The 21,989-nt window shown below is 58.6% G+C and carries 24 protein-coding genes; 17 read left to right on the top strand and 7 right to left on the bottom strand.

Annotated features, from left to right (window positions below; translation table 11 throughout):
- Positions 1–32 precede the first annotated feature (32 nt).
- Genes rfbD through rfbB form a run of 4 tightly spaced genes read right to left on the bottom strand, consistent with a single transcriptional unit; the run spans position 33 to position 3,407 of the window.
- On the bottom strand, positions 33–914 hold the full coding sequence (gene rfbD, locus MA884_RS21220; RefSeq protein WP_256232357.1) for a dTDP-4-dehydrorhamnose reductase: 882 nt from the start codon (positions 912–914) through the stop codon (positions 33–35).
- Complete coding sequence (gene rfbC / locus MA884_RS21215) at positions 911–1,456, bottom strand: dTDP-4-dehydrorhamnose 3,5-epimerase (RefSeq protein WP_256232356.1); 546 nt, start codon at positions 1,454–1,456, stop codon at positions 911–913. Before rfbC ends, rfbD begins: the two co-directional genes overlap by 4 nt.
- A complete protein-coding gene (gene rfbA, locus MA884_RS21210; RefSeq protein ID WP_256232355.1) occupies positions 1,453–2,328 on the bottom strand; it encodes a glucose-1-phosphate thymidylyltransferase RfbA in 876 nt (291 codons plus the stop codon). The genes rfbC and rfbA overlap by 4 nt, the downstream gene beginning before the upstream one ends.
- Complete coding sequence (rfbB, locus tag MA884_RS21205) at positions 2,325–3,407, bottom strand: dTDP-glucose 4,6-dehydratase (RefSeq protein ID WP_256232354.1); 1,083 nt, start codon at positions 3,405–3,407, stop codon at positions 2,325–2,327. Before rfbB ends, rfbA begins: the two co-directional genes overlap by 4 nt.
- Before the next feature lie 189 nt (positions 3,408–3,596).
- On the opposite strand from rfbB, the gene MA884_RS21200 reads away from it, so the two are divergent.
- The 9 genes from MA884_RS21200 (at position 3,597) to MA884_RS21160 (ending at position 13,257) form a co-directional block, all read left to right on the top strand.
- Positions 3,597–6,509, top strand: coding sequence for an aminotransferase (locus MA884_RS21200; RefSeq protein WP_256232353.1), 2,913 nt, complete (start codon positions 3,597–3,599; stop codon positions 6,507–6,509).
- Positions 6,510–6,757: 248 nt separating this feature from the next.
- Entirely contained in the window at positions 6,758–7,636 is an 879-nt protein-coding gene (aguB, locus tag MA884_RS21195) for an N-carbamoylputrescine amidase (protein WP_256232352.1), read from the top strand.
- Between the two features lie 3 nt (positions 7,637–7,639).
- Positions 7,640–8,746 carry an agmatine deiminase gene (gene aguA / locus MA884_RS21190; protein ID WP_256232351.1) on the top strand — a complete coding sequence of 369 codons (1,107 nt, stop codon included), beginning with the start codon at positions 7,640–7,642 and terminating at the stop codon, positions 8,744–8,746.
- A 245-nt stretch (positions 8,747–8,991) separates the two neighbouring features.
- Entirely contained in the window at positions 8,992–9,195 is a 204-nt protein-coding gene (locus MA884_RS21185; protein ID WP_256232350.1) for a hypothetical protein, read from the top strand.
- Positions 9,196–9,533: 338 nt separating this feature from the next.
- Positions 9,534–10,820 carry an OprD family porin gene (locus tag MA884_RS21180; RefSeq protein ID WP_256232349.1) on the top strand — a complete coding sequence of 429 codons (1,287 nt, stop codon included), beginning with the start codon at positions 9,534–9,536 and terminating at the stop codon, positions 10,818–10,820.
- Positions 10,821–11,053: 233 nt separating this feature from the next.
- Positions 11,054–11,800 (top strand): 2OG-Fe dioxygenase family protein, encoded by a 747-nt coding sequence (locus tag MA884_RS21175; RefSeq protein ID WP_256232348.1) that lies wholly within the window; start codon positions 11,054–11,056, stop codon positions 11,798–11,800.
- Between the two features lie 13 nt (positions 11,801–11,813).
- Entirely contained in the window at positions 11,814–12,251 is a 438-nt protein-coding gene (locus MA884_RS21170) for a GNAT family N-acetyltransferase (protein WP_256232416.1), read from the top strand.
- Positions 12,248–12,961, top strand: coding sequence for an AzlC family ABC transporter permease (locus MA884_RS21165; protein ID WP_256232347.1), 714 nt, complete (start codon positions 12,248–12,250; stop codon positions 12,959–12,961). The genes MA884_RS21170 and MA884_RS21165 overlap by 4 nt, the downstream gene beginning before the upstream one ends.
- Positions 12,940–13,257 (top strand): AzlD domain-containing protein, encoded by a 318-nt coding sequence (locus MA884_RS21160; RefSeq protein ID WP_047226873.1) that lies wholly within the window; start codon positions 12,940–12,942, stop codon positions 13,255–13,257. The genes MA884_RS21165 and MA884_RS21160 overlap by 22 nt, the downstream gene beginning before the upstream one ends.
- On the opposite strand, the gene MA884_RS21155 is transcribed toward MA884_RS21160, so the two are convergent.
- Entirely contained in the window at positions 13,174–14,100 is a 927-nt protein-coding gene (locus MA884_RS21155) for a LysR family transcriptional regulator (RefSeq protein WP_256232346.1), read from the bottom strand. The genes MA884_RS21160 and MA884_RS21155 overlap by 84 nt on opposite strands.
- Positions 14,101–14,550: 450 nt before the next feature.
- Here MA884_RS21155 and MA884_RS21150 point away from each other — a divergent pair, with 450 nt between their 5' ends.
- The 4 genes from MA884_RS21150 to MA884_RS21135 all read left to right on the top strand — a co-directional run bounded on the left by MA884_RS21150 (position 14,551) and on the right by MA884_RS21135 (position 16,306).
- Complete coding sequence (locus MA884_RS21150) at positions 14,551–14,841, top strand: type II toxin-antitoxin system RelB/DinJ family antitoxin (protein WP_256232345.1); 291 nt, start codon at positions 14,551–14,553, stop codon at positions 14,839–14,841.
- Positions 14,807–15,121 (top strand): type II toxin-antitoxin system YafQ family toxin, encoded by a 315-nt coding sequence (locus MA884_RS21145; protein WP_256232344.1) that lies wholly within the window; start codon positions 14,807–14,809, stop codon positions 15,119–15,121. The genes MA884_RS21150 and MA884_RS21145 overlap by 35 nt, the downstream gene beginning before the upstream one ends.
- Positions 15,122–15,218: 97 nt before the next feature.
- On the top strand, positions 15,219–15,629 hold the full coding sequence (locus MA884_RS21140; RefSeq protein WP_256232343.1) for an MbcA/ParS/Xre antitoxin family protein: 411 nt from the start codon (positions 15,219–15,221) through the stop codon (positions 15,627–15,629).
- Positions 15,629–16,306, top strand: coding sequence for an RES family NAD+ phosphorylase (locus MA884_RS21135; RefSeq protein WP_256232342.1), 678 nt, complete (start codon positions 15,629–15,631; stop codon positions 16,304–16,306). Before MA884_RS21140 ends, MA884_RS21135 begins: the two co-directional genes overlap by 1 nt.
- Before the next feature lie 134 nt (positions 16,307–16,440).
- Here the strand turns inward: MA884_RS21135 and MA884_RS21130 are convergent, their stop codons facing one another.
- Complete coding sequence (locus MA884_RS21130; protein WP_256232341.1) at positions 16,441–18,048, bottom strand: methyl-accepting chemotaxis protein; 1,608 nt, start codon at positions 18,046–18,048, stop codon at positions 16,441–16,443.
- A gap of 230 nt (positions 18,049–18,278) precedes the next feature.
- Here MA884_RS21130 and MA884_RS21125 point away from each other — a divergent pair, with 230 nt between their 5' ends.
- The gene (locus MA884_RS21125) at positions 18,279–18,815 is read left to right on the top strand and encodes a dihydrofolate reductase family protein (RefSeq protein WP_256232340.1); all 537 of its coding nucleotides are present in this window, start codon (positions 18,279–18,281) and stop codon (positions 18,813–18,815) included.
- A 235-nt stretch (positions 18,816–19,050) separates the two neighbouring features.
- On the opposite strand, the gene MA884_RS21120 is transcribed toward MA884_RS21125, so the two are convergent.
- The gene (locus tag MA884_RS21120; RefSeq protein WP_256232339.1) at positions 19,051–19,329 is read right to left on the bottom strand and encodes a DUF3077 domain-containing protein; all 279 of its coding nucleotides are present in this window, start codon (positions 19,327–19,329) and stop codon (positions 19,051–19,053) included.
- A 499-nt stretch (positions 19,330–19,828) separates the two neighbouring features.
- Here MA884_RS21120 and MA884_RS21115 point away from each other — a divergent pair, with 499 nt between their 5' ends.
- The 3 genes from MA884_RS21115 to MA884_RS21105 all read left to right on the top strand — a co-directional run bounded on the left by MA884_RS21115 (position 19,829) and on the right by MA884_RS21105 (position 21,924).
- The gene (locus MA884_RS21115; protein ID WP_256232338.1) at positions 19,829–19,987 is read left to right on the top strand and encodes a hypothetical protein; all 159 of its coding nucleotides are present in this window, start codon (positions 19,829–19,831) and stop codon (positions 19,985–19,987) included.
- A gap of 575 nt (positions 19,988–20,562) precedes the next feature.
- Positions 20,563–21,204, top strand: a complete 642-nt coding sequence (locus MA884_RS21110) for a BRCT domain-containing protein (protein ID WP_256232337.1) — start codon at positions 20,563–20,565, stop codon at positions 21,202–21,204.
- Between the two features lie 489 nt (positions 21,205–21,693).
- Positions 21,694–21,924, top strand: a complete 231-nt coding sequence (locus MA884_RS21105) for a hypothetical protein (RefSeq protein WP_256232336.1) — start codon at positions 21,694–21,696, stop codon at positions 21,922–21,924.
- Positions 21,925–21,989 lie beyond the last annotated feature (65 nt).

Raw genomic sequence — 21,989 nt, 5'->3', positions numbered from 1 at the left:
ATCAGGCGCCTGTGGGGACAGGCGCATTATGCCTAGTGTCCGGCGGCAAGGCACTGGTGCAACGCGCTTCGCCAGTCTGGCTGACTTACGCCCCATTGCTGAAGCAGGCGCGTGCAATCCAGACGCGAGTTCAGCGGACGTGGGGCGGGAGTCGGATAAGCACTGGAGGGGATGGGCTCAAGCTCCGCGCACGGTTTGTGCTGCTCGGTCAGGTGTTCGCCGATGGCCTGGGCAAAGCCGAACCAGGACGTCTCACCTTGCGCGGTCAGGTGATAAGTCCCCCACGCACCACCCTGGCCGGCCTGCCAGCGTTCGATCAAGTGGGCGGTGCTGTCGGCGATAGTTGCGGCCCAGGTCGGTGCGCCGATCTGATCGTCCACCACCCGCAGGTGCGATTTTTCCTGCATCAGGCGTTGCATGGTCAACAGGAAGTTGCGGCCTTCGCTGGAGTACACCCAACTGGTGCGCAGAATCAGGTGCTGTCCGGCGGCGTCGCGAATGGCGTCCTCGCCAGCCAGCTTGCTACGCCCGTAGACACTCAGCGGGTTGGGTGTATCGGCCTCGGTATAGGGCTCAAGCTTGTGGCCATCGAAGACGTAATCGGTGGAGTAGTGGATCAGCGGGACGCCCAACTCGACCGCCACTTGAGCCAGGACGCCCGGCGCCGTGGCATTGATGGCGAAGGCCTGCTCCGGTTCGCTCTCGGCCTGGTCGACGGCCGTGTGGGCGGCGGCGTTGATGATCAGGTCAGGCCGCAGGGCATTGATGGGCGAGCGAAGGTGATCGGGGCGCGCCAGGTCGAGTTGGTCGCTGCCGCGCACGATCAACTCACCCATGCCGGCCAGGCGCGCCTGGAGTGCTCGGGAGACCTGGCCGTTCTGGCCGATGATCAGAATGCGCAAGGAGGTACTCATGGGAACAGGTCGGCCTCGTGCAGAGCCTTGCCGGCCTGGTCCTTGGGCGACAGGATCGGCGCGCTTTCCAGTTCCCAGTCGATGGCCAGGTCCGGGTCGTCCCAGCGAATGCAGCGCTCGGCCGAGGGCGCGTAGTAGTCGGTGGTTTTGTAGAGGAAATCGGCGTAATCGCTGAGCACGACAAAGCCATGGGCGAAGCCTGGCGGGACCCACAATTGCCGATGGTTCTGCGCCGACAGACGCACGCTCACCCATTGTCCGAAAGTGGCCGAGCTGCGACGAATGTCCACCGCCACGTCGAGCACTTCCCCAGCCGTGACCCGTACCAGTTTGCCCTGGGCCTGTTCGATCTGATAATGCAGGCCGCGCAGCACGCCCTTGGCCGAGCGCGAGTGGTTGTCCTGGACAAACTGCAACGGGCAACCGGTGGCTTCGGTAAATGCCCGGGCGTTGAAACTCTCATAGAAAAAGCCGCGATCATCACCGAAAACCTTCGGCTCGATGATCAGGACTTCAGGCAGTCGGGTTGCGATGACGTTCAACGTGTCTCTCCTGCGATCTGGAACAGGTACTGGCCGTAACCGGTCTTGCCGAAGTACTGGGCGCGCTCAAGGATGTGCTCGCGGCTGACCCAACCCTGTTGGTAGGCAATTTCTTCCAGGCAAGCGACTTTCAAGCCTTGGCGGTGCTCGATGGTTTGCACATATTGCGAAGCCTCCAGCAGACTGTCGTGGGTGCCGGTGTCCAACCAGGCGAACCCGCGGCCGAAACGCTCGACATGCAGGTCGCCGCGCTGCAGGTAGACGTTGTTGACGTCGGTGATTTCCAGTTCGCCTCGTTTAGAGGGCTTGATGGTCTTGGCAATCTGGATCACGTCGTTGTCGTAGAAATACAGGCCGGTTACCGCGTAGCTGGATTTGGGCGCGGTAGGTTTTTCTTCAATGGAAATGGCCCGTCCTTCAGGATCGAAGTCGATCACGCCAAAACGCTCAGGGTCCTTGACCCAGTAACCGAATACCGTTGCGCCAGTCTGCCGGGCGGCGGCCGTCTGCAGTTGTTCGCCGAAATGCTGACCGTGAAAAATGTTGTCGCCCAGGATCAGGCACACCGGGTCGTTGCCGATAAATGCCTCACCGATCAGGAATGCCTGGGCCAGGCCATCGGGCGATGGCTGCTCGGCGTAGCTAAATTTCACACCAAACTGGCTGCCGTCGCCCAACAGATTGCGGTATTGCGGCAAGTCCTGAGGGGTGGAGATCACCAGGATGTCCTTGATGCCGGCGAGCATCAGCACCGAAATCGGGTAATAGATCATTGGTTTGTCGTAAACCGGTAGCAACTGCTTGGAAACCCCAAGGGTAATCGGGTGCAGCCGGGTGCCGGAGCCGCCAGCCAGAACAATGCCTTTCATCATGCAATCGCATCCTTGTTGTCGAGCGAGCCCAGGCGCTCGCCCTGATAGCTACCGTCCTGGACACGCCGGCACCACAGCAGGTTTTCGAGGTACCACTGCACGGTTTTACGCAGGCCGGTCTCGAAGGTCTCCCGGGGCGTCCAGCCCAGTTCACGCTCGATCTTGCCGGCATCGATGGCGTAGCGCAGGTCGTGGCCGGGGCGGTCTTTGACGAAGGTGATCAGGTCGGCATAGTGCTCCACGCCGTCGGGCTTGTGGGGCGCCAGTTCTTCGAGCAGGGCGCAGATGCCGCGCACCACGTCGATGTTCTTCTGTTCGTTGTGGCCGCCGATGTTGTAGGTCTCGCCCACGGCACCTTCGGTCACGACCTTGAGCAGCGCCCGGGCGTGGTCTTCGACGTACAGCCAGTCACGCACTTGTTGACCATCGCCGTATACCGGCAACGGTTTACCGGCCAACGCATTGAGGATCACCAGCGGAATCAGCTTCTCGGGGAAGTGAAACGGCCCGTAGTTGTTGGAGCAGTTGGTCAGCAGTACGGGCAAGCCGTAGGTGCGTTGCCAGGCGCGTACCAGATGGTCGGAAGCTGCCTTGCTCGCGGAGTACGGCGAGCTGGGGGCGTAGGCGGTGGTTTCGCTGAACAAATCATCCACGCCGTGCAGGTCGCCATATACTTCGTCGGTGGAAATGTGATGGAAGCGAAACGCGTGCTTCTGTGGCTCGGCCAGGGTCTGCCAATAGGCGCGGGTGGCTTCCAGTAGGCTGTAGGTGCCCACGATATTGGTCTGGATGAAGTCTGCCGGGCCGTCGATGGAACGGTCCACGTGGGATTCGGCCGCCAGATGCATGATGGCCTCAGGCTTGAACCGTTCCAGTATTGTACTGATCGCCGGTTGATCGACGATATCGGCCTGGACGAACTCGTAGCGGCTGTCGTGATCGATGCTGCTCAGCGATTCGAGATTGCCGGCATAGGTCAGCTTGTCGAGGTTCAGGACCTGATGTCCGGTATCAAGGATCAAGTGCCGTATAAGCGCCGAACCGATAAAACCGGCACCTCCAGTGATGAGAATACGCATCAGATCAAGCCTTTTTCCGTGGAACAACAAAGCATTGGAGCATAGCTTGTCGGCATGGCGAGGGCGGTGCAAGCGGGATATTTCGTGGGATGTTCACGCGTTTGGCAATTGAGCTGTGGCGAGGGGGTTGCTTATCCCTCGACTCAATGGCGAGATAGGCATCCGATAAAACCATTCAGGGGTCGTTGTATGCCGCTCGCCACGTTGGTTCACCGTGCCAGTTTGCCAAGCCCACAGATCAGTGCCGAACAGGCACTGGTGCTGCTGCGCTCGAATTACGGACTCAGCGGTGACCTGCGACCCCTGGGCAGCCAGCAGGACCTCAACTATCGCGTCGACAGCGAGCGCGGGCGGTTTGTGCTGAAGATTTGCCATGGTGACTACGCCGTCCAGGAACTCCAGGCCCAGCATGCCGCCCTCAGGCACCTGGCCGAGCACGGCGCGGTGAAAGTGCCGCGGGTGATCGCCGCCAACAATGGCCAGGATTTGTTGACCCTGGAGATCGCAGGGCAAGCGGTTCATGTGCGACTGCTGGAATACATCGACGGACAGCCGCTCACCCAGCTCAACCATTGGGGACCTGAACTGGTCACGGGGCTGGGGCGCTTGTGCGCACAAATAGACTTGGCGCTGGCCACGTTCGATCACCCCGGCCTGGAGCGTACCCTGCAATGGGATGCCCGCCACGCCAACGCGCTGATCGGCCATTTGCTGCCTGTCATCGGCGATGATCAGGCGCGCAACCTGATCGCCGAGGCGGCGCAACAGGCCGAACGACGCTTGCAGCCGCTCAAGGCCAGCCTGCCGGTGCAGGCGATCCACATGGACATCACCGATGACAACGTGGTCTGGCAGCGCGATGCCCAGCGCCAATGGCAATTGCAGGGCGTCATCGATTTCGGCGACCTGATCCGCACCTGGCGCGTTACCGATCTGTCGGTGACCTGTGCAGCCTTGTTGCACCATGCCGACGGCGATCCGTTTTTCATCTTGCCGGCGATCAAGGCCTACAACGCGCTCAACCCGCTGCAGCATGAGGAATTGCTGGCGCTTTGGCCGCTAATCGTCGCCCGCGCTGCCGTGCTGGTGCTCAGTGGCGAACAGCAGGTCTGCATCGACCCGGAAAACCAATACAGCCGCGACAACCTGGACCATGAGTGGGAGATTTTCCGGATTGCACAGTCGGTTCCGTTCGAACTGATGGAAGCAGCCATTCTCACGGCGGTCGGTCATGATCTGCCACCCGTTGTCAGCGAAGGTTTCGCGCCGCTGTTGCCGACCTTGGTGGGTCGCGAGTTCGCCCTGATCGACTTGGGTGTGCTGAGTCCGCATTTCGAAGCCGGCAACTGGGAGCAGGAGGGGATCGACCAACGATTGCTGAGCGAAGCCGCCGCGGTCCATGAATTGGCCGCCAGCCGCTACGGGCAGTATCGATTGTCGCGCACCCGGCCGGACAGCCCCGTTGAACCGGATACTTATCCATTACACGTGGAATTGCAGGTGCCGCGGGGCACGCCGCTGGAGTCGCCATTCGCCGGTGTGGTGCACAAGGCCGCCGACGGCATGCTGCAACTGGACAGCGTGCAACTGAGCGTTCGGCTGTGGGGCGTGACATCGCCGCTGCATTCCGGGGCTGCGCTGGTCAAGGGTCAGGTCTTGGGCGAAGTCGATGGGCCGTTGCGAGTGCAGTTGTGTCGCGGCGCCCAACTGACCCCGCCGTTGTTCTGCACGCCATCCAGGGCGCCGGCCTGGCAGGCGCTCTGCCCCTCGCCGGCGGTGCTGCTGGGGCTTGCCTGCGATGCCGAGCCAGAGATCGACCCCCAGGAGCTGCTGGCCCGTCGCGAGGCAAGCTTTGCCCGCTCGCAGAAGCACTATTACGTCGATCCGCCGCGCATTGAGCGCGGCTGGCGCAATCACTTGATCGACATGCAGGGTCGCTCCTACCTGGACATGCTCAACAACGTCGCGGTGCTGGGGCACGGGCATCCGCGCATGGCGGCGGTGGCCGCCCGGCAGTGGTCGCTGCTCAACACCAACTCACGCTTTCACTATGCCGCGATTGCCGAGTTTTCCGAGCGCTTGCTGGCACTGGCGCCGCCCGGCATGGACCGGGTGTTTCTGGTCAACAGCGGCACCGAAGCCAACGACCTGGCGATCCGCCTGGCCTGGGCCTACAGCGGCGGTCGGGACATGCTCAGTGTGCTGGAGGCCTATCACGGTTGGTCGGTAGCGGCCGATGCGGTCTCGACGTCCATTGCCGACAACCCCCAGGCTTTGAGCAGTCGCCCGGACTGGGTGCATCCGGTGACTGCGCCGAACACGTATCGCGGTGAATTCCGCGGCCCCAACAGCGCGCCGGACTACGTGCGCAGCGTCGAGCACAACCTGGCGAAAATCGCCGAACACAAGCGCCAGCTCGCCGGCTTCATCTGTGAACCGGTGTACGGCAATGCCGGCGGGATCGCATTGCCACCGGGGTATCTGAAGCAGGTCTACGCGCTGGTGCGCGAGCGCGGTGGTGTCTGCATCGCTGACGAGGTGCAGGTCGGCTACGGGCGCATGGGCGAGTTTTTCTGGGGGTTCGAAGAACAAGATGTGGTGCCGGACATCATTACCATGGCCAAGGGCATGGGGAACGGTCAGCCGTTGGGGGCGGTCATTATTCGCCGAGAAATCGCCGAGGCGCTAGAAGCAGAGGGGTATTTCTTCTCGTCGGCCGGCGGCAGCCCCGTCAGTTGCCAGATCGGCATGGCCGTGCTGGATGTCATGGAAGAAGAAAAGCTGTGGGAAAACGCCCAGGTGGTGGGCGGGCATTTCAAGGCCCGCCTGCAAGCCTTGATCGACCAATATCCGCTGGTCGGTGCGGTGCATGGCTCCGGTTTTTACCTGGGCGTGGAGCTGATCCGCAACCGCGACACCCTTGAGCCGGCCACTGAAGAAACCACAGCGCTGTGCAATCGTCTGCGGGAGCTGGGCATTTTCATGCAACCGACCGGCGACTACCTGAACATCCTCAAGATCAAACCGCCGATGGTCACCAGCCGCCAGAGTGTGGATTTCTTTGTCGATATGTTGGCGAAGGTGTTGGACGAGGGGGTTTGACTAACTGAGGCAAACGCTTTTCCTGTGGGAGCGGGCTTGCTCGCGAAAGCGGTGGGGCAGTTGCAGGCGATATTAATGTGCCGCCGTCTTCGCGAGCAAGCCCGCTCCCACAGGGCTTTGCGCGATTAATAGTCCGATTTATGTCGAGTTTTAAGGCGTCTGGTGAGAGACTTCGAATCTATTTTGCTTCTAAAGCCGATTTTTATCGGCTATAAAGTCGACACCACCCATGCTCTGGAGCTCCCTTCATGAGTCGTATCGTCACCGTTGCCGCCACCCAGATGGCCTGTTCCTGGGATCTGGAGGCCAATATCGAGATCGCTGAACAGCGGGTCCGCGAGGCCGCCGCCAAAGGGGCGCAGATCATCCTGCTCCAGGAGTTGTTCGAGACGCCGTACTTTTGCCAGAAGCCCAACCCGGACTACCTGCAATTGGCGACTCCGGTCGAAGATAACGTCGCCATCCGGTACTTCCAGAAAGTCGCCAGGGAGCTTCAGGTCGTCTTGCCCATCAGCTTTTTTGAACGGGCCGGTCGTGCGCGTTTCAACAGTATTGCGATCATTGATGCCGATGGCCGTAACCTGGGGGTATACCGCAAGAGTCACATCCCGGACGGTCCTGGTTACCATGAGAAGTACTACTTCAACCCTGGCGATACCGGTTTCAAGGTCTGGGATACTCGCTACGCCAGGATCGGCGTGGGCATCTGCTGGGACCAGTGGTTTCCCGAGTGCGCCCGCAGCATGGCGCTGCAAGGCGCGGAAATTCTGTTCTACCCGACCGCCATTGGCAGCGAGCCGCACGACAAGAGCATTTCGTCCCGCGATCACTGGCAGCGTGTGCAACAAGGCCATGCCGGCGCGAACCTGATGCCGCTGGTGGCCAGTAACCGCATCGGTAACGAAGAGCAGGATGGCTACGACATCACGTTCTACGGCTCCTCGTTCATCGCCAATCAGTTCGGTGAAAAGGTCCAGAAGCTGAATGAAACCGAAGAAGGCCTGCTGGTGCACAGCTTTGACCTGGACGAGCTGGAACACATTCGCAGTGCCTGGGGCACTTTTCGTGATCGTCGTGCGGACCTGTACGGCTCGATCAAAACCCTCGATGGCTCACTGGAGTCCTGATTTATGACAACGTTGCACAGCACTCCCCGCGTGGATGGTTTCCACATGCCTGCCGAGTGGGCACCTCAGACCCAGGTCTGGATGGTCTGGCCCGAGCGCCCGGACAACTGGCGCCTGGGCGGCAAACCCGCGCAGGCCGCTCATGTGGCGGTCGCCAAAGCCATCGCCCGCTTTGAGCCGGTGACCGTGGCGGTGTCCGCGAGCCAATACGAAAATGCCCGGGCGCGGCTCGACGTGCCGAATATCCGCGTGGTGGAAATGTCCAGCGATGATGCCTGGGTCCGGGACACCGGCCCGACGTTCGTCATCAACGACAGTGGCGAAGTACGCGGCGTCGACTGGGATTTCAACGCCTGGGGTGGTTTTGAGGGGGGGCTGTATGCGCCGTGGAACCGAGATTCGCAAGTAGCCAGCAAGATTCTCGAGATTGAACGCAGCCCGCGTTACCGCACCGAAGGCTTCGTGCTTGAGGGCGGCTCGATTCACGTCGATGGCGAGGGCACCCTGATCACCACCGAGGAATGCCTGCTCAACCGTAATCGCAACCCGCACTTGAGCCGCGAAGACATCGAGGCGGTACTCAGCGCGCAGTTGGCGGTGGACAAGATCATCTGGTTGCCGGATGGCCTGTTCAACGACGAAACCGATGGGCATGTGGATAACTTCTGCTGCTACGTGCGCCCTGGCGAAGTATTGCTGGCCTGGACCGACGACCCGCAGGATCCGAACCACACTCGCTGCCACGCCGCGCTGGAAGTGCTGCAAAACAGCACTGACGCCAAGGGACGCCCGTTCACAGTGCACAAGATGCCGATTCCGGGGCCGTTGTATGCCACTGAAGAGGAGTGTGCCGGCGTGGACGCGGTGCAAGGCTCCCAGGAGCGCAATCCGACCGTGCGGTTGGCCGGCTCCTACGTGAATTTCCTGATCGTCAATGGCGGCATCATCGCGCCGAGCTTTGACGATCCGCTGGATGGCCCGGCGCAGGCGCTTCTGCAAAGCCTTTTTCCACGGCACGAAGTGGTCATGGTGCCGGGTCGCGAACTGTTACTGGGGGGTGGGAACATCCACTGCCTTACCCAACAGCAGCCTGCACCGCGCACAAAATGAGTGGTGATGTAACAGACCGCTGATAGCGCTCGCGGCGGCTCTGCGCGGGTGTTTTTGGATCCATTCTGGTATGGCCCGCGGCCTGGTTGGGGATGCGGGCCTTTTTTTGTTTGTCTATTGGCCGCGCGGATACATTGGCACAGCTCTTGTATCTGCTTCCTGGCAGTTCTGGGGAGCGGAGCTGAGTTGTTTTGTCATAAACCTTGGATAAATTGGCCGCTCATCAACCAGGAGAGGGCGCTGGAATGAATATGATAAGCGAGCGCACATACCATCCCTTGGCCGTTGTGAATGGTGAGTCGCTTAAAGCCTTGGCACAGTGGTTGAAGTCCAACGGAACGCGTCAGATCAGAGAACCCGACCCGCGTCGGATGATCATGGAACGCTATCCGGCTGGCCTGTTCAGCGAGGCTGAGCTGGAAGCATTATGGGATGTGATGCAAGGCTAGCATTCAACGGATTGATAAAAGGCGTTTGCCAGGATGGCAGCGCTTTTTTTGTGGCTGATGGTTTTGTGCCGGATACTGAACCTTTGAAAGTTGTTTTTAGAGTTTTTTAGCCTAATTACAGACGATTCACGAAATTGACACATTGTTGAGGGCGGGACTAGGATTCGTCCACGCCTGTGGCTAACAGCCATGACTCTTAAATAATAAAAAGGCCCGCCACGCTCATTCGTGGCCGGGCCTTTTCGTTATTTTCAGGAGCAAGAGTCCGAAAAAGAGCGCAAAAGCGCCGTTTCGGCTGCCCGTCGCAGTGCGTATCAACCCGTACAAGGAAAATAATCATGTTGAACAAGCGCATTGCTCTGATCGCACTGGGGATTTTAAACACGACACACGCCATGGCCAGCGACCAGGCTGAGTCCAAGGGGTTCGTTGAGGACAGCAGCCTGAACGTGCTGTTACGCAACGCCTATATCAATCGCGACTACAAAAACGGTAACGAAGACAAAGCCGAATGGGGCCAGGCCGCCATCGGAACGTTCTCGTCCGGTTTTACCCAAGGCACTGTAGGTGTGGGTGTTGACGCCTTCGGTCTGTACGCGCTGCGTCTGGATGGCGGCAAAGGTCGCAGCGGTGCGGGCGGCATCGACTTCTTCAAGCAAGGTGACAGCGGCAACGCGGCCGATGACCTGTCCAAGTTTGGTGCGGCGGTCAAATTCCGTGTTTCCAATACCGTGTTGGCCTACGGCGACCAGATGCCGGCCCTGCCCGTGCTGAACTATGACAACTCGCGCCTGCTGCCAGAAAGCTACACCGGCACGCTGATCACCTCCAAAGAGATCAAGGGCCTGGAGCTGAACGCTGGACGTTTTACCGCCGAATCGCGCAAGAGCGCCGAGGGTCGTGACAGCGGTGGTCTGAAGTCGATCAATGTATTGGGCGGCAGCTATCAGTTCACCGAGCAGTTCAAGGCTTCGCTCTATGCCTCGGATGTCGAGGACGTGTTGAAGAAACAGTACGTGAACGCCAACTACGTATTCCCGCTGGCCAAGGATCAGTCCCTGACCCTGGACTTCAACGGCTATCGCACCAAGCTGGACAACAGCTATGTTCGCGAAAACAACGTCACTGGCGACGACAACAAGATCTGGAGCCTGGCCGCCACTTTCGCCAGCGGGCCGCACAGTTTTACGCTCGCCCACCAGCGCAGCACCGGCGACAGCAACCTGGGCTACGCCTACGGTGGTTATCAGCGTGAGCAGAATCGTGTGGGTGACGGCGGCAATACGATCTACCTGGCCAACTCCTACTGGTCCGACTTCAATGCTGAAGACGAACGTAGCTGGCAACTGGGTTATGGCCTGGATTTCACCACGTTCGGGATTCCCGGCCTGACGTACAACGTGGCTTATGTGCGCGGCGATAACATCACCACGTCCACCAGCGAAGGCGGCACCGAGCGCGAGATCTTCAACCAGTTCAAGTACGTGGTCCAGAACGGCCCCGCCAAAGACCTGAGCGTGCGGTTGCGCAGTTCGTTCCTGCGTGTTTCGCAGAAATCCAGCGAGTACAACGTCAGCGGCAACGAGCTGCGGGTGTTCGTGGATTATCCGATCAGCGTCTTCTGATGCCTGATCACGTTACAAACGCCTGATGAAAAACCCCGAGCGCAAACTCGGGGTTTTTTCTTTGGGCGGCGAAAATACCGTTGAAACAGTCTGTTTTCCCGAGAAAAAGTCGTACTAATGAAACATTCTGCACCGTTTCAAGCACGGCTTGAAATGCCTCAAATACTTTCTCATGGACGTAAATCCTGTACCTACTAGATTAGGCCGCTCAATGCAGTGGAGACCTATGAAAAATGATCGTTCTGAACAGGGAAGTAGGCGAAGCGCTGAGGCGTGACAAATACGTCAACGTCCGCGGTGGAGACTTCAATCTCTACGGTCATTTCGGCGACTTTGTCCGGCTGACCAAAAGCTGGGAAAACATGGAGCCCGACAGTTACTACGGCCAGGCCGAGTCAGGCATGCGTTTTCGCCGCTACAGCGACTTCGAATACAACCCCAGGACCCGCGACCTCACGCAGCTCGAACACCGGGCCTACATTCAGTCCAAGACCAACAACAGCTATGTCGGTGGACTGGAGCGGCACTTCCAGGACTTTTCCAACGAAGTGATCAACTCACCGGTGATGCGCAGTCTGATCGACACGGACTTTGAGGTGTACAAGAACGTCCTCCCCCAGGAACTGCACGAGGAAATCTGGCAGTGCCAGATCCATCAGATCCGTATCGAGATCAAGCCGGGCAAGCAACTGGAAATCACCCCTGAAGGGATCCATTGCGACGGGTATCCGTTCAGCGGCGTGCATTTCTGGGGCCGTCATAATGTGGCCGGCGCAGAGAGTCGTCTGTACACCGCCCAGGAAGAACAACTGGCGGCGATGACCTACGAGGACATTCTCGACACCACCTTCTTCCTCGACCGCGACATGCGTCATTACGTCACCCCGGCCCGGAACGCCCACAGTCATGAAATGGCTTTCAGGCAGATCCTGGCGATTTCCTTCTCGCGGCCCGGGACCGCTTTTGACATTGTTCGCTGAACAGCTCGAACCCATGGACGATCTGGAGCAACAGGTTCTGTTGCGCCGGGCAATGGTCAGGGACGCCGAACGACTGGAGCAGTTCTTTCGCGGTTTCGACGAAGTGTCGTTCTGCGAGTGGCAGGATGCCCGATTCTTGCGTGGGGTGTTGTTGCAGGACACTACCACTGCGTACCTGGCCGTCGATGTCAGTGGTGAAGTGGTGGGGGCGGTGATTGGCGGCATGCTCGGCACCCGTGGCACCATCAATCACCTGGCGGTCAGCCCAAGGCATCGTACCCGAGGCCTGGGCCAGCGCTTGGTGGAGGCTGCATCGGCCGACATGAAACGGGTCGGCGTACTGCGCATGTTCCTGTTCGTCGACGATGCTAATCTGGCCGGCAAGCGGTTTTGGGCAGCCCAAGGCTTTTGCGAGCCTCGGGGTGAAATCACTTTCGAGAGGGATCTATGAGCAAGACTTCCAGCCAGCCGCTGGTGGTCGAACAACAAGCCTCGCGTACCTTTGCTGAAGCCAGTCCGGTGGTAGCGGGTTATTTTACGGTTTCGTTTGTGTTCGGTCTGATGGCGGTCAACGCCGGGTTGCCCTTGTGGCTGCCGGTGGCGATGTGCCTGTTCGTTTACGCGGGCGCTTCACAATTTGCGGCGCTGGCGTTGATTTCCAGCGGAGCCTCGCTGACCACCATCGTGCTCACCACCTTCCTGATCAACGCGCGACACATGCTGATGTCGGTGTACATGGCCAAGGCACTGCGTGCGTTGGGGCTCAGTCGTTTCGAGCGCTGGTGCTACGCGGCGGGGCTCACGGATGAGTCGTTCGCCTTCCACAGCGTCAAGCTCGGCACCGGGGCACCGGTCAGCGTGCGTTACCTGATCGGCTTCAACCTCTTTTGCCACACCTCCTGGGTGCTTGGCGGCCTGTTGGGAGCGGTGTGTGCGCAATACGCGGCGCACCTGATCAAATACCAGCTCGACTACGCCCTGACCGCGATGATGCTCTACGTGCTGGTTTCGCTGTGCAACACCCGGAACAAACTGATCGCTGCCCTGGCGGCGGTCGTCTGCATGGGCGGGCTGAGCCTGCTGGGCAGCTCGCCGTTCAATGTCTTCATTGCCACGTTCGTTGGCTGCGGGGTGGGCGTATGCCTGACCAAACGTTCCTGATCCTGGTCGTGGCACTGATGATGGCGGTGACCTTTCTGCCAAGGGCCCTGCCGCTGCAGGTCAACACTGAAAACTGGCCTCCTTTCGTCGCCCGAGCCCTGGAGTACCTGCCGGTGGCGATCGTCGCTGCCATCAGCCTCACCCCGTTGTTGATCAAGGATCAGCAGATACAACTCGACCGCCCGGAATTTTATGCCGCGATTCCGACGCTGTTATGTGCGTACTTCAGCCGCAACCTGTTTCTCAGTGTGGCGGTGGGCACGGCGGCGTATATCGCGCTCGGTTCGTTCCTTTAGCGTCAGGTCCACAACATCGTGCAGCGCCTGGCCGGACAGCTCCGGATTATTCACCGCCAGGCGGACTTCGAGGAAATCCTCGAAGTCCGGGAAGATCGTCAAGTCGTTACGCAACGCCGCTTCCCGGGACACCAGCCCCAAGCCATCGAGCTGAGTGATCAACGACAACGTCAGCGTTTCACTGCAGGAATACACCATCCGCTGGCTCGAGCCGTACTCGCCCAGGCCGGCATCCAGGAAACGAAGGAAACTGTGGGAATACGGACATTCTTCTGCCGGACGCACCTGAAACTTATCGCCGAGCAAACCGAGGGAATCGTCCTCGTCGCCACAATGGGCGCCGACCACCTGCACCTGAACATCCGGCATGGTGATGCTGGAATAGCCGCTCTGCTGCGGGCCGATGAGGATCGCCAGGTCAAAGTCTTCGTTTTTGAGCTTGCTCAGGTTCTCCATCGACTCGGCGTAACTGAACTCCAACTGATATTGGGGAAACACGGCGATCAGCCGATCGATCATCCGCCGGTTGAACTCCGCCGGCAGGGTGGTATTGAGCGCCACTCTCAGCGTGCGCTGCCGGGGCGTCTTCAGCGCTGCGACCTTCTCTTCCAACTGCCGCGTGGCAACCAGCACCTGATCCATGAACGGCGTCAGTTCCGAGCCTTGGCTCGTCAACGTCAGGCCTTTGTTCGAACGCCGGAACAGCCGGAAGCCGAACTGCTCCTCAACTTTGTTCAACTGTGCCGCCAATGCCTGCACCGTGAGGCACGAATGTTCCGCCGCCGCCGACAAGGAGCCGGTCTGCACGATGCGCATGAGGTTGCGTAAGGTTCTGCTATCCATAAGGTAATGCCCTCTGCTTAAGTGGGCTCGCTATTGTTGTGCACCTGGCCAGGGTCAGGCAGTGCATACCGGCTATCATCATGTACCTTGCCACGATTGTCGCGGTTTTGTGGCGAAAAGCTCTGGCAGGCGATGGTTGGAGCTTATGCGGGATTTGGGGATTTTGCCCAGTTGGTGCTGACCAGGATCAGTTAGCGGGGGGCATATGGGGCGGCCTTGCGAAAAATCCTGCACGGATCTCGGAGCACTCTCAGTCTCATGGCTGATCGTTCTGATATTCGCCCTTAGAAACTCATGTTGGAATACACCCCTTAATACAGACGATGCCAAACCTGCCTTTTATCCATACAGGCCGCTTATCCACCTGACGTTGACCCATGGCGGCAGTCCTACCACAATGCTCTGAGGTAGCGCCAATGTAGCTACAAAGTTAATGATGAGGTTGATTCCATGGGTGCATTATTGAAAACCACCGACGTGCGTTGCCGCATTGATGAGGAATTGAAGGCCCGTGCCACCGAGGTTTTGAACGCTTGCGGATTGAGTGTTAGCGACGCGATGCGTCTTTTCCTGCGTCAGGTTGTTGAGACTCAGGGGCTTCCATTCGAGGTGCGAGTGCCTTCGGAAAAGACCGCCCGGGCCATGATTGAGGCACGGGACATCCGTCAACGATTCAATTCGATAGACGACATGCTGAGAGAGGCTGATGGCGAAACCGGGAGAAAAGCAAAAGCGCGCTGAATTACCGAAGCAATGCGCATATACGTCTGAATTCAAAAAGTCCTGGGAGCGTTACAAAAGAGCGGGACGGCGCGATATGAATGAAGTGCGTCATGTGATGGTTATGCTTTTTTTGGGTGAGCAGCTACCGAGTGAATACATGGATCATGCATTGACTGGTAACTGGGATGGGTTTCGAGAGTGTCATATTGGCGGTGACTTCCTTTTGATTTATGAGCATTCGCGCTCGGACTTGGTGACGTTTGTTGACTTGGGAAGCCATGCCGAGTTGTTCAGATAATCGGTCGATAGAATCCACTTGCGAATAAAAATTTACGAATTCTCCATATCTGTACTACCCTCTAAGCATCACCCCGCGACAAAGGAGCCCAAACCTCATGGCGACTTCCTCCATCACCCTCAACGCACAGCAACAATTGGACTCCCCGGACGCGGGTCGGGTCGCGTTGAAGTTTTTCTTCAATCTCATGGCGCTGTGGGGCTGCAGCGTCGAGCAGCAACGCACGTTGCTGGGCAAGGTAGGCAACACGACTTTCTATAAGTACAAACAATTACCGGAAAACGTAAAGCTGCCCCGTGACACCTTGGAGCGCATTTCCTACCTCATGGGCATTCACAAGGCGCTGAGCATCATCTTCAGCAACAGCCGGGACCGCGCTTACCAGTGGGTCAGCAGCCCCAATACCGCTGCGCCCTTCAACGGCCAGTCGGCACTGGCCTACATGCTCGCCGGGCGGGTGGTGGACATTGCCGATGTGCGGCGTTACCTCGACGGAGTGCGCGGTTGATGACGCCACCACTGGCGGACCCGCAATGGAAGCGTGCCTACCGGATCGTCAACAGCAGCTTCCCGCCGATTGCGCTATTTGAAGACGTGCTTGATCCTGAGGACCTGCCCACCGCGTATGCCCTGGAAGCACTGACCAACGACCGGCTCATGGAAGCAGCCGGTGTGCTGTCCCGCGTCCGCCCCGAGGACCGCATTTCCGGGCCCGGCTCCTCGCCGGTGATGGCCGCGTTTACCCATATCGGCAAAAGCAGCCGCTTCAGCGACGGCACCTTCGGCGTCTACTACGCCGCCAGCAGCCAGGAAGCCGCCATTGCCGAGACCTGCTACCACCAGGCGCGATTCCTCGGGGCGACCAACGAGCCGGATCTGGAATTGACCATGCGTACTTACGTCAACAAGGTCATCAAGCCGCTGCACGACATCCGCCACGACTACCCGCACCTGCACGACCCGGACCCCGCCGCCTACGGTCCGTCCCAGGTGTTCGCCCGGCAACTGCGCGAAACCCTGTCCTGGGGCTTGCTGTACAACAGCGTCCGCCTGTCCGGGCACGAATGCGTGGCGGCGTTTCGCCCCCCGGCGGTTTCGGTTCCGGTGCAGGGCAAGCATATCCGGTACGTCTGGAGTGCCCAGAAGCGGGAGATTTCGTTTGTGTTTGAGGTGAGCGAGGTGTGAGTCAGGCTTATGGCTGGGCAATAATTATTGCCCAGCCATAATTTTCAATAATTCGCGATTATTGAAAGCAGAGGCTGTTATGTCGCCCAGCGGGAGCAAGCGCCCCCGCCACAAAAGTGAATGCAGCCGATTGATCAAATCTTGAACTGCTGCACCGAAGACTGCATCGACCCCGCCGCATCGTTCAGTTGATCCGCTGTTTGCGTCAGGTTGTGAATCGAGCGGGTGTTCTCGCGGGACTGCTCGGCAATCGACTCCACCCTCTGAGCCATTTCATCGCTGGCCTTCGATTGTTCGGCAATGGTCTGGGAAATTTCCTCCACCACTTCTGCCGCATGCCGGGCGCCGGTGCGGATTTCGCTGATGGACACCCCGGCCTGCTGGGCCAGTGAGACGCCTTCGTCCACGCGGCTGACGCAAGCCTGCATGTTCGCCACCGCATCCCGGGCGCTGGTCTGGATGCGCTCGATCATCGCGGTGATTTCCTGGGTGGACTGGGTGGTGCGCGCCGCCAGGTTACGCACCTCATCGGCCACCACCGCAAAGCCGCGCCCCGCCTCACCGGCGCGGGCGGCTTCGATGGCGGCGTTGAGGGCCAACAGATTGGTTTGCTCGGCAATGCTCTTGATCACTTGAATGATGGAATGAATGTCCTCGGACGACGCATCCAGCGCGGTGATCTTGCTGGACGACTGATTGACCACTTCGGCGATCCTGTTCATGCCCTCCACCACCCCAAGGATCACTTGCCCGCCGCTGCTGGCCAGTTGTTCGGACTGCGCCGAGATCGTCCGGGCGCTGTCGGCGTGCTGATGGATCTGGCTGATGTTCGCCATCATCTGCTCCATGCTCGCCGCCATGCTGGTCGCACTCTGAGCCTGATGATCGGCGCTGGACACAATTTGCCGCGCCGTATCGCCCAGCACGCGCGACGTGCCATGCAACTCGTCACTCTGGCTGCGGATCGTGGCGATCATCTGTCGCAAATTGACCTGCATCTGTTCGATCACACCTTGCAACTGACCCAGCTCATCCTTGCTTTGAGCCCCCATCGAGCGCTGCAAATCCCCTTGGGAAATCGCCTGGGTATTGAGGATGATCTTGTTCAGTGGCGTAAGCACCGCCTTGAGCAGGCTCCACGACAACAGCGCCAACGCCACGCAGGTGGCCAGCAACGTGAAAACCAGCCAGCGCTCCGACGTTTGAATGCTGTGGTCCTGTTGCTCGCGGGTGGCATGGGCCTGGCTCTCGATCAACTCGCTCACCGCCTCGTTACGCTCCTCCAGCGCCGAAAACGCCCCGTCGAACTCCGTCCGCAACGCCCGGCCATCCTGGGCGCCAGCCAGCGCCTTACCGATCACCTGTTGCGCCGACGCGATATAGCTTTCGACTTGTGGTTTCAACTCGGTAACGGCCTGGGCGATCGCTTGCGGCAACTGGGCCTCGGCATTCTCGGCGATGACCTTGCGCATCCGTTGCGCATGCTCATCGAACGCGTCCCTCACCTCCTTGGCTCCCGCAGCATCCCCCGGCGCCACCAGCAAAGCGGCCAACACATCGCCACGAATGGCGTCGTGCATCATGTCCGCCTCCATGTGCTTGCGCATCGCCGAAATACTGGTCTCGCTGCGCGCCAGAGCACTGGTCATGCTGATATAGCCCCACAACCCGATGCCGCCGAGCACGAGGGCAAAGAAAAGGCTGATCAACCCCGAGCCTATGATCTTGGTCCTGATCTTCATCGCCTACTACTCCTGGGGCGGGGATTTCAGGGCAAGTGTAGTTGAGGGCCGGCGGAGCGCTCGGAGGTTCGCTTTGATTGCTTCGGGCGCTCACGCCCGCTTGCCGATAACGCCAACGACCGATGGGCCCGAAGACAAGCGATGGGAGCGATTGCACAATAGATGATTAATGCCAGCAGGCGTTTCTCGACGCCGGGCATCGAAATACCCGTATAAACAAGGAGATCCTGATGGCCACTGCACATGTTTTCATCGCCACCAGCCTGGATGGCTTTATCGCCAGGCCCGACGGTGACATCGACTGGCTTTTACAGCGCGATGATCAAACCGAGGACCATGGCTACTCAGACTTCATCGCTGACAAGGACGTGATCGTGATGGGGCGCGGAACCTATGAGAAGGTCCGGACCTTCGACACCTGGTTCTATGAGCGCCCCGTGGTGGTGCTGTCTGAAAGCCTGGCGGATGCGCCAGTGCCCGGGGCACTGAAGGGCAAGCTCCGGTTCTCCGGCCTCGCGCCCAAGGACGTGATGGAGGAACTGACGAGACAAGGCGTACGTCGGGTCTATGTCGATGGTGGACAGGTGGTGCAGTCATTCCTGCGCGATGGATTAATCACCGACATGGTGATTACCACTGTACCTGTGCTGATCGGTTCCGGAAGGCCATTGTTCGGGGCGCTTGAGCAGGACGTAGATCTAAAACTGGTATCCAGCCGCTGGTTTGCTTCGGGGTTGGTGCAGTCTACCTATTGCTTGGCGACATGATGCGCTTGCGTGGGTATTGGGCCCGCAGCGCCAGAGCGTTCTCGTAGGAAAACGGGGGACAGACCATGGTTGATTTGGTGTCCGCCTATTCATTGCAGCCAGTGATCGTGCTCTGTCCGTAGCCCCCGTGGCGAGGGAGCTTGCTCCCGCTGGGCTGCGAAGCAGCCCTTCTTTTATCCGCTTCTGCAAATACAATTCAATGCTGCCCCTCGGAGCAGCATTGCCCCCGCAGCTCTTAAGCAGGATGACTCCCCGGCGCCTCCAGCACCTTCACCACGTCATCAATCACCGCTTTGCTCATATCCTGCAAATAACACGACGCCCAGGCGTACCGATCCGTGCTGCGAATCATCGCCGCGTCCTCGGCCAAGAGCTTGGCAACGTGGAGCAGGTCGGAGGCGTGGGACAGGGCTTCGCCGATGGGAATGCCGCTGTTGACGCGGAAGAGGGGGAGGTCGGAGTGGTAGGAGAAGGGGGTTAGGCCTGGGGTTTTGATGTCTTGCGGGTTTGGCATTGTCTGGCTCCTTGACTTGAAAGAGCTGCCACCGACCTTCTCACAGGTTGGGGTGGCAGCCATGCGCGGGGTGAGAATCCGGCAATCAAGGTAACCGGTAGACCCGAAGGTCTCCCACGCACGGCCGCCATAAAACGACATCGCAGACGAAAAAAAGCGCCACGATGGATTATGGGCGCTTTTGCGCCTTGATTGCTTCGGGTTCTCACGCCCGGTCGCCGATTTGGCAGCGACGGTCAGAGAGTAGCGGGCGCTTGGGGGAGGCTGCACTCGTGGCGCGATGCTGGCGGGCGAGGTTTAGGTATTTTTATGGATGGGCAATAATTTACGTCGTTGTGGATGTCACCTGCCAACCACGGGGTAAAGGCAAGCGGTGAGAGTAATCAGCAAGGAATGATGAATGTAAGCATTCCGCAAGATTTGCTCGACTCTGTGCATCAAATGACAGTCGCGGAATCGGCTCGTCTGAGTGAGCGAGTTGAAACAGAGGATAGAGATGATGGAAAAGAATTTATTCAACCGATTGGTCGAGAGCATGACGCAAATGGACGAAATTGAGCGTAATAAGCGCCCACCTTCTCGCGTGCACCATTTCGAAGTGGCGAAAGACAACGCGATGCGTGTCCGAGCTCAGGTCGCGAAATCAGTTAAGCAGTAAATTGATCGTGGTCTGTTCCTGGCAGCCTTACACCAGACACCATTGCTGACGTTTCCAATCATTTGGAAATCCCATGAGTGTCAAATAACCCGGTTTCTGCTGATCCATGATTTCGGTGAGGCGGGGTTTCCATTGGCTGTCCGCGCTGATCAAGTCGGTTACATCACATCGTTTTTAACTCAGAAAAAACCCGCACGATTTGAGCATGCTGATCGAGTCAACCTAGGCTTGGCGGGTATTTGGTAGGCATTTTAGGTTGCTGGGGGAGGTCGTCAACGTCCTGATGAGTTGGATTTGTAACCCTGGATAGGATGTGGGTGAATTCTGATGTAATGGGTAGGTGGAGTAGCCAAGGCGTTGATGCCCGAACGAAGGCCTTTTTGACTTTATCGAGCCGGGCCATCTGGCAGGAGAGGAGCCTAGGGATTGTTGATCACTGGGTGTCACTAGCGAGGGGATACCATCAGGTCGGACAGAGCGAGCTTGCGCATGTATGGCAGAGTGCTAGCTTTATTGGCGTTGCCGTAAATGATCACGCTTAGCGCCGAGCCAACACCCTCCAAGGAACGCCCGTAATGGACCTACACAACGAATTCGAAAACAGCAAATTCTTCCACCGCGCCCGTATCGACCGACGCGCTGCTGACGCATTGGTCGGGCTGGCTGCCGGGATTGCCGCAGATGGTGTTGTGAATACCACTGAAGCGATGTTCCTGAAGCAATGGTTGGAAAGCAATCTGGCGCACCTGAACGATCCGGTGATCAATCTGTTGTATTCGCGTTTGGCGTGCATGCTTCAGGACGATGTTCTGGACCCGGATGAGTCTCTTGAGCTGCTTAATATCCTGCATGGTTTTTCTGGACTGGATATAGAGAGGCCAAAGGTCGGCGGTGCTGTTGCCGTTGCTCCTACGGATCTTCCATTCAACACGCCGGCTCCTGAATTGGTGTGGAATGGCCGGATGTTTGTGTTTACGGGGGTCATGGCCTTTGGGCCGCGCAAAGATTGCCAGGTGTTAGTCGAAGAACGGGGTGGTTTGATTGGGGGCGGCGTGAGTAAGAAGGTGCATTACCTGGTGGTCGGCAGCGTGGGTAATGAGCAGTGGCGCCACAGTACCTACGGAGCGAAGATCATGAAGGCAGTGGAACTGCGGGAGGCGGGGGCTTCGATCGCCATTGTGGGTGAGGATCATTGGCTAAAGGTGTTGTTTGGTTGAGATTGTTTCGGGCGTGATGCTCCAGGACGGGCAGCTCTCCATCCCGGCCGGCAGAGTGTCGGTGGTGGTGATGGCCTCATCGCGAGCAGGCTCGCTCCCACAGAGTTCAGTGTATGGACAGAAAGTGGATGTGCAGGAGCAGCAAAGCCCTTGAATTTTTGCGAGGACTTCGTTTTGTATGGTAGCACCAGACGAACGGTATATTTCGGCGAGACGAGGTTTTTCGGGCGACTGGAGTTCGTTGGAAAATTCGCCGTACCCCCAGCTAGTAACTATAGATAAATCAGTTGGTTATCGAATTTAGTGGAATTGTGCATCATAGAATTGCTGATTTTGAGCTCCCGTAGCCTTCTCTGTGTCTACTCAGCATTGGCGAAATTCGCAATTTACGCATGCTTCTTGAAGCAGTGGACTTCCGACTTGGCTGGGAGTCAATTGAAGTCTAAAGTGTGTGTGCTGGCGACTTGCTAGTCTCAAGAGGTGAGAAGCATGGAGCGTTACAAAAATCTCAGTGGTCAGTCAAATGTGGTGGCATATGAACTGGCCCACGGGTCGATATCCGTAGAGTTTGCCTCAGGAACCTATAGGACCTATGTGTATGATTCCAATCGCCCCGGGCCAGTAATGGTCACGGAATTGCAGCGACTTGCGGTGGCAGGCCGCGGACTCAATAGCTATATTTCCAGTGTGGTTAAATCAAATTTTTCTCGTAAATATTGACTTGCAAAAAAACGGGGACAGACCCTGAGGGATCCCCACAAATCTACTCCAATGCCTGCGCCTCT

The sequence above is a fragment of the Pseudomonas sp. Q11 genome, from assembly GCF_024494355.1.
In the GTDB taxonomy this organism is placed as follows: Bacteria; Pseudomonadota; Gammaproteobacteria; order Pseudomonadales; family Pseudomonadaceae; genus Aquipseudomonas; species Aquipseudomonas hefeiensis.
The sequence above is the reverse complement of the archived record's forward strand: the minus strand, read 5'-3'. Positions and strand labels throughout refer to the sequence as shown.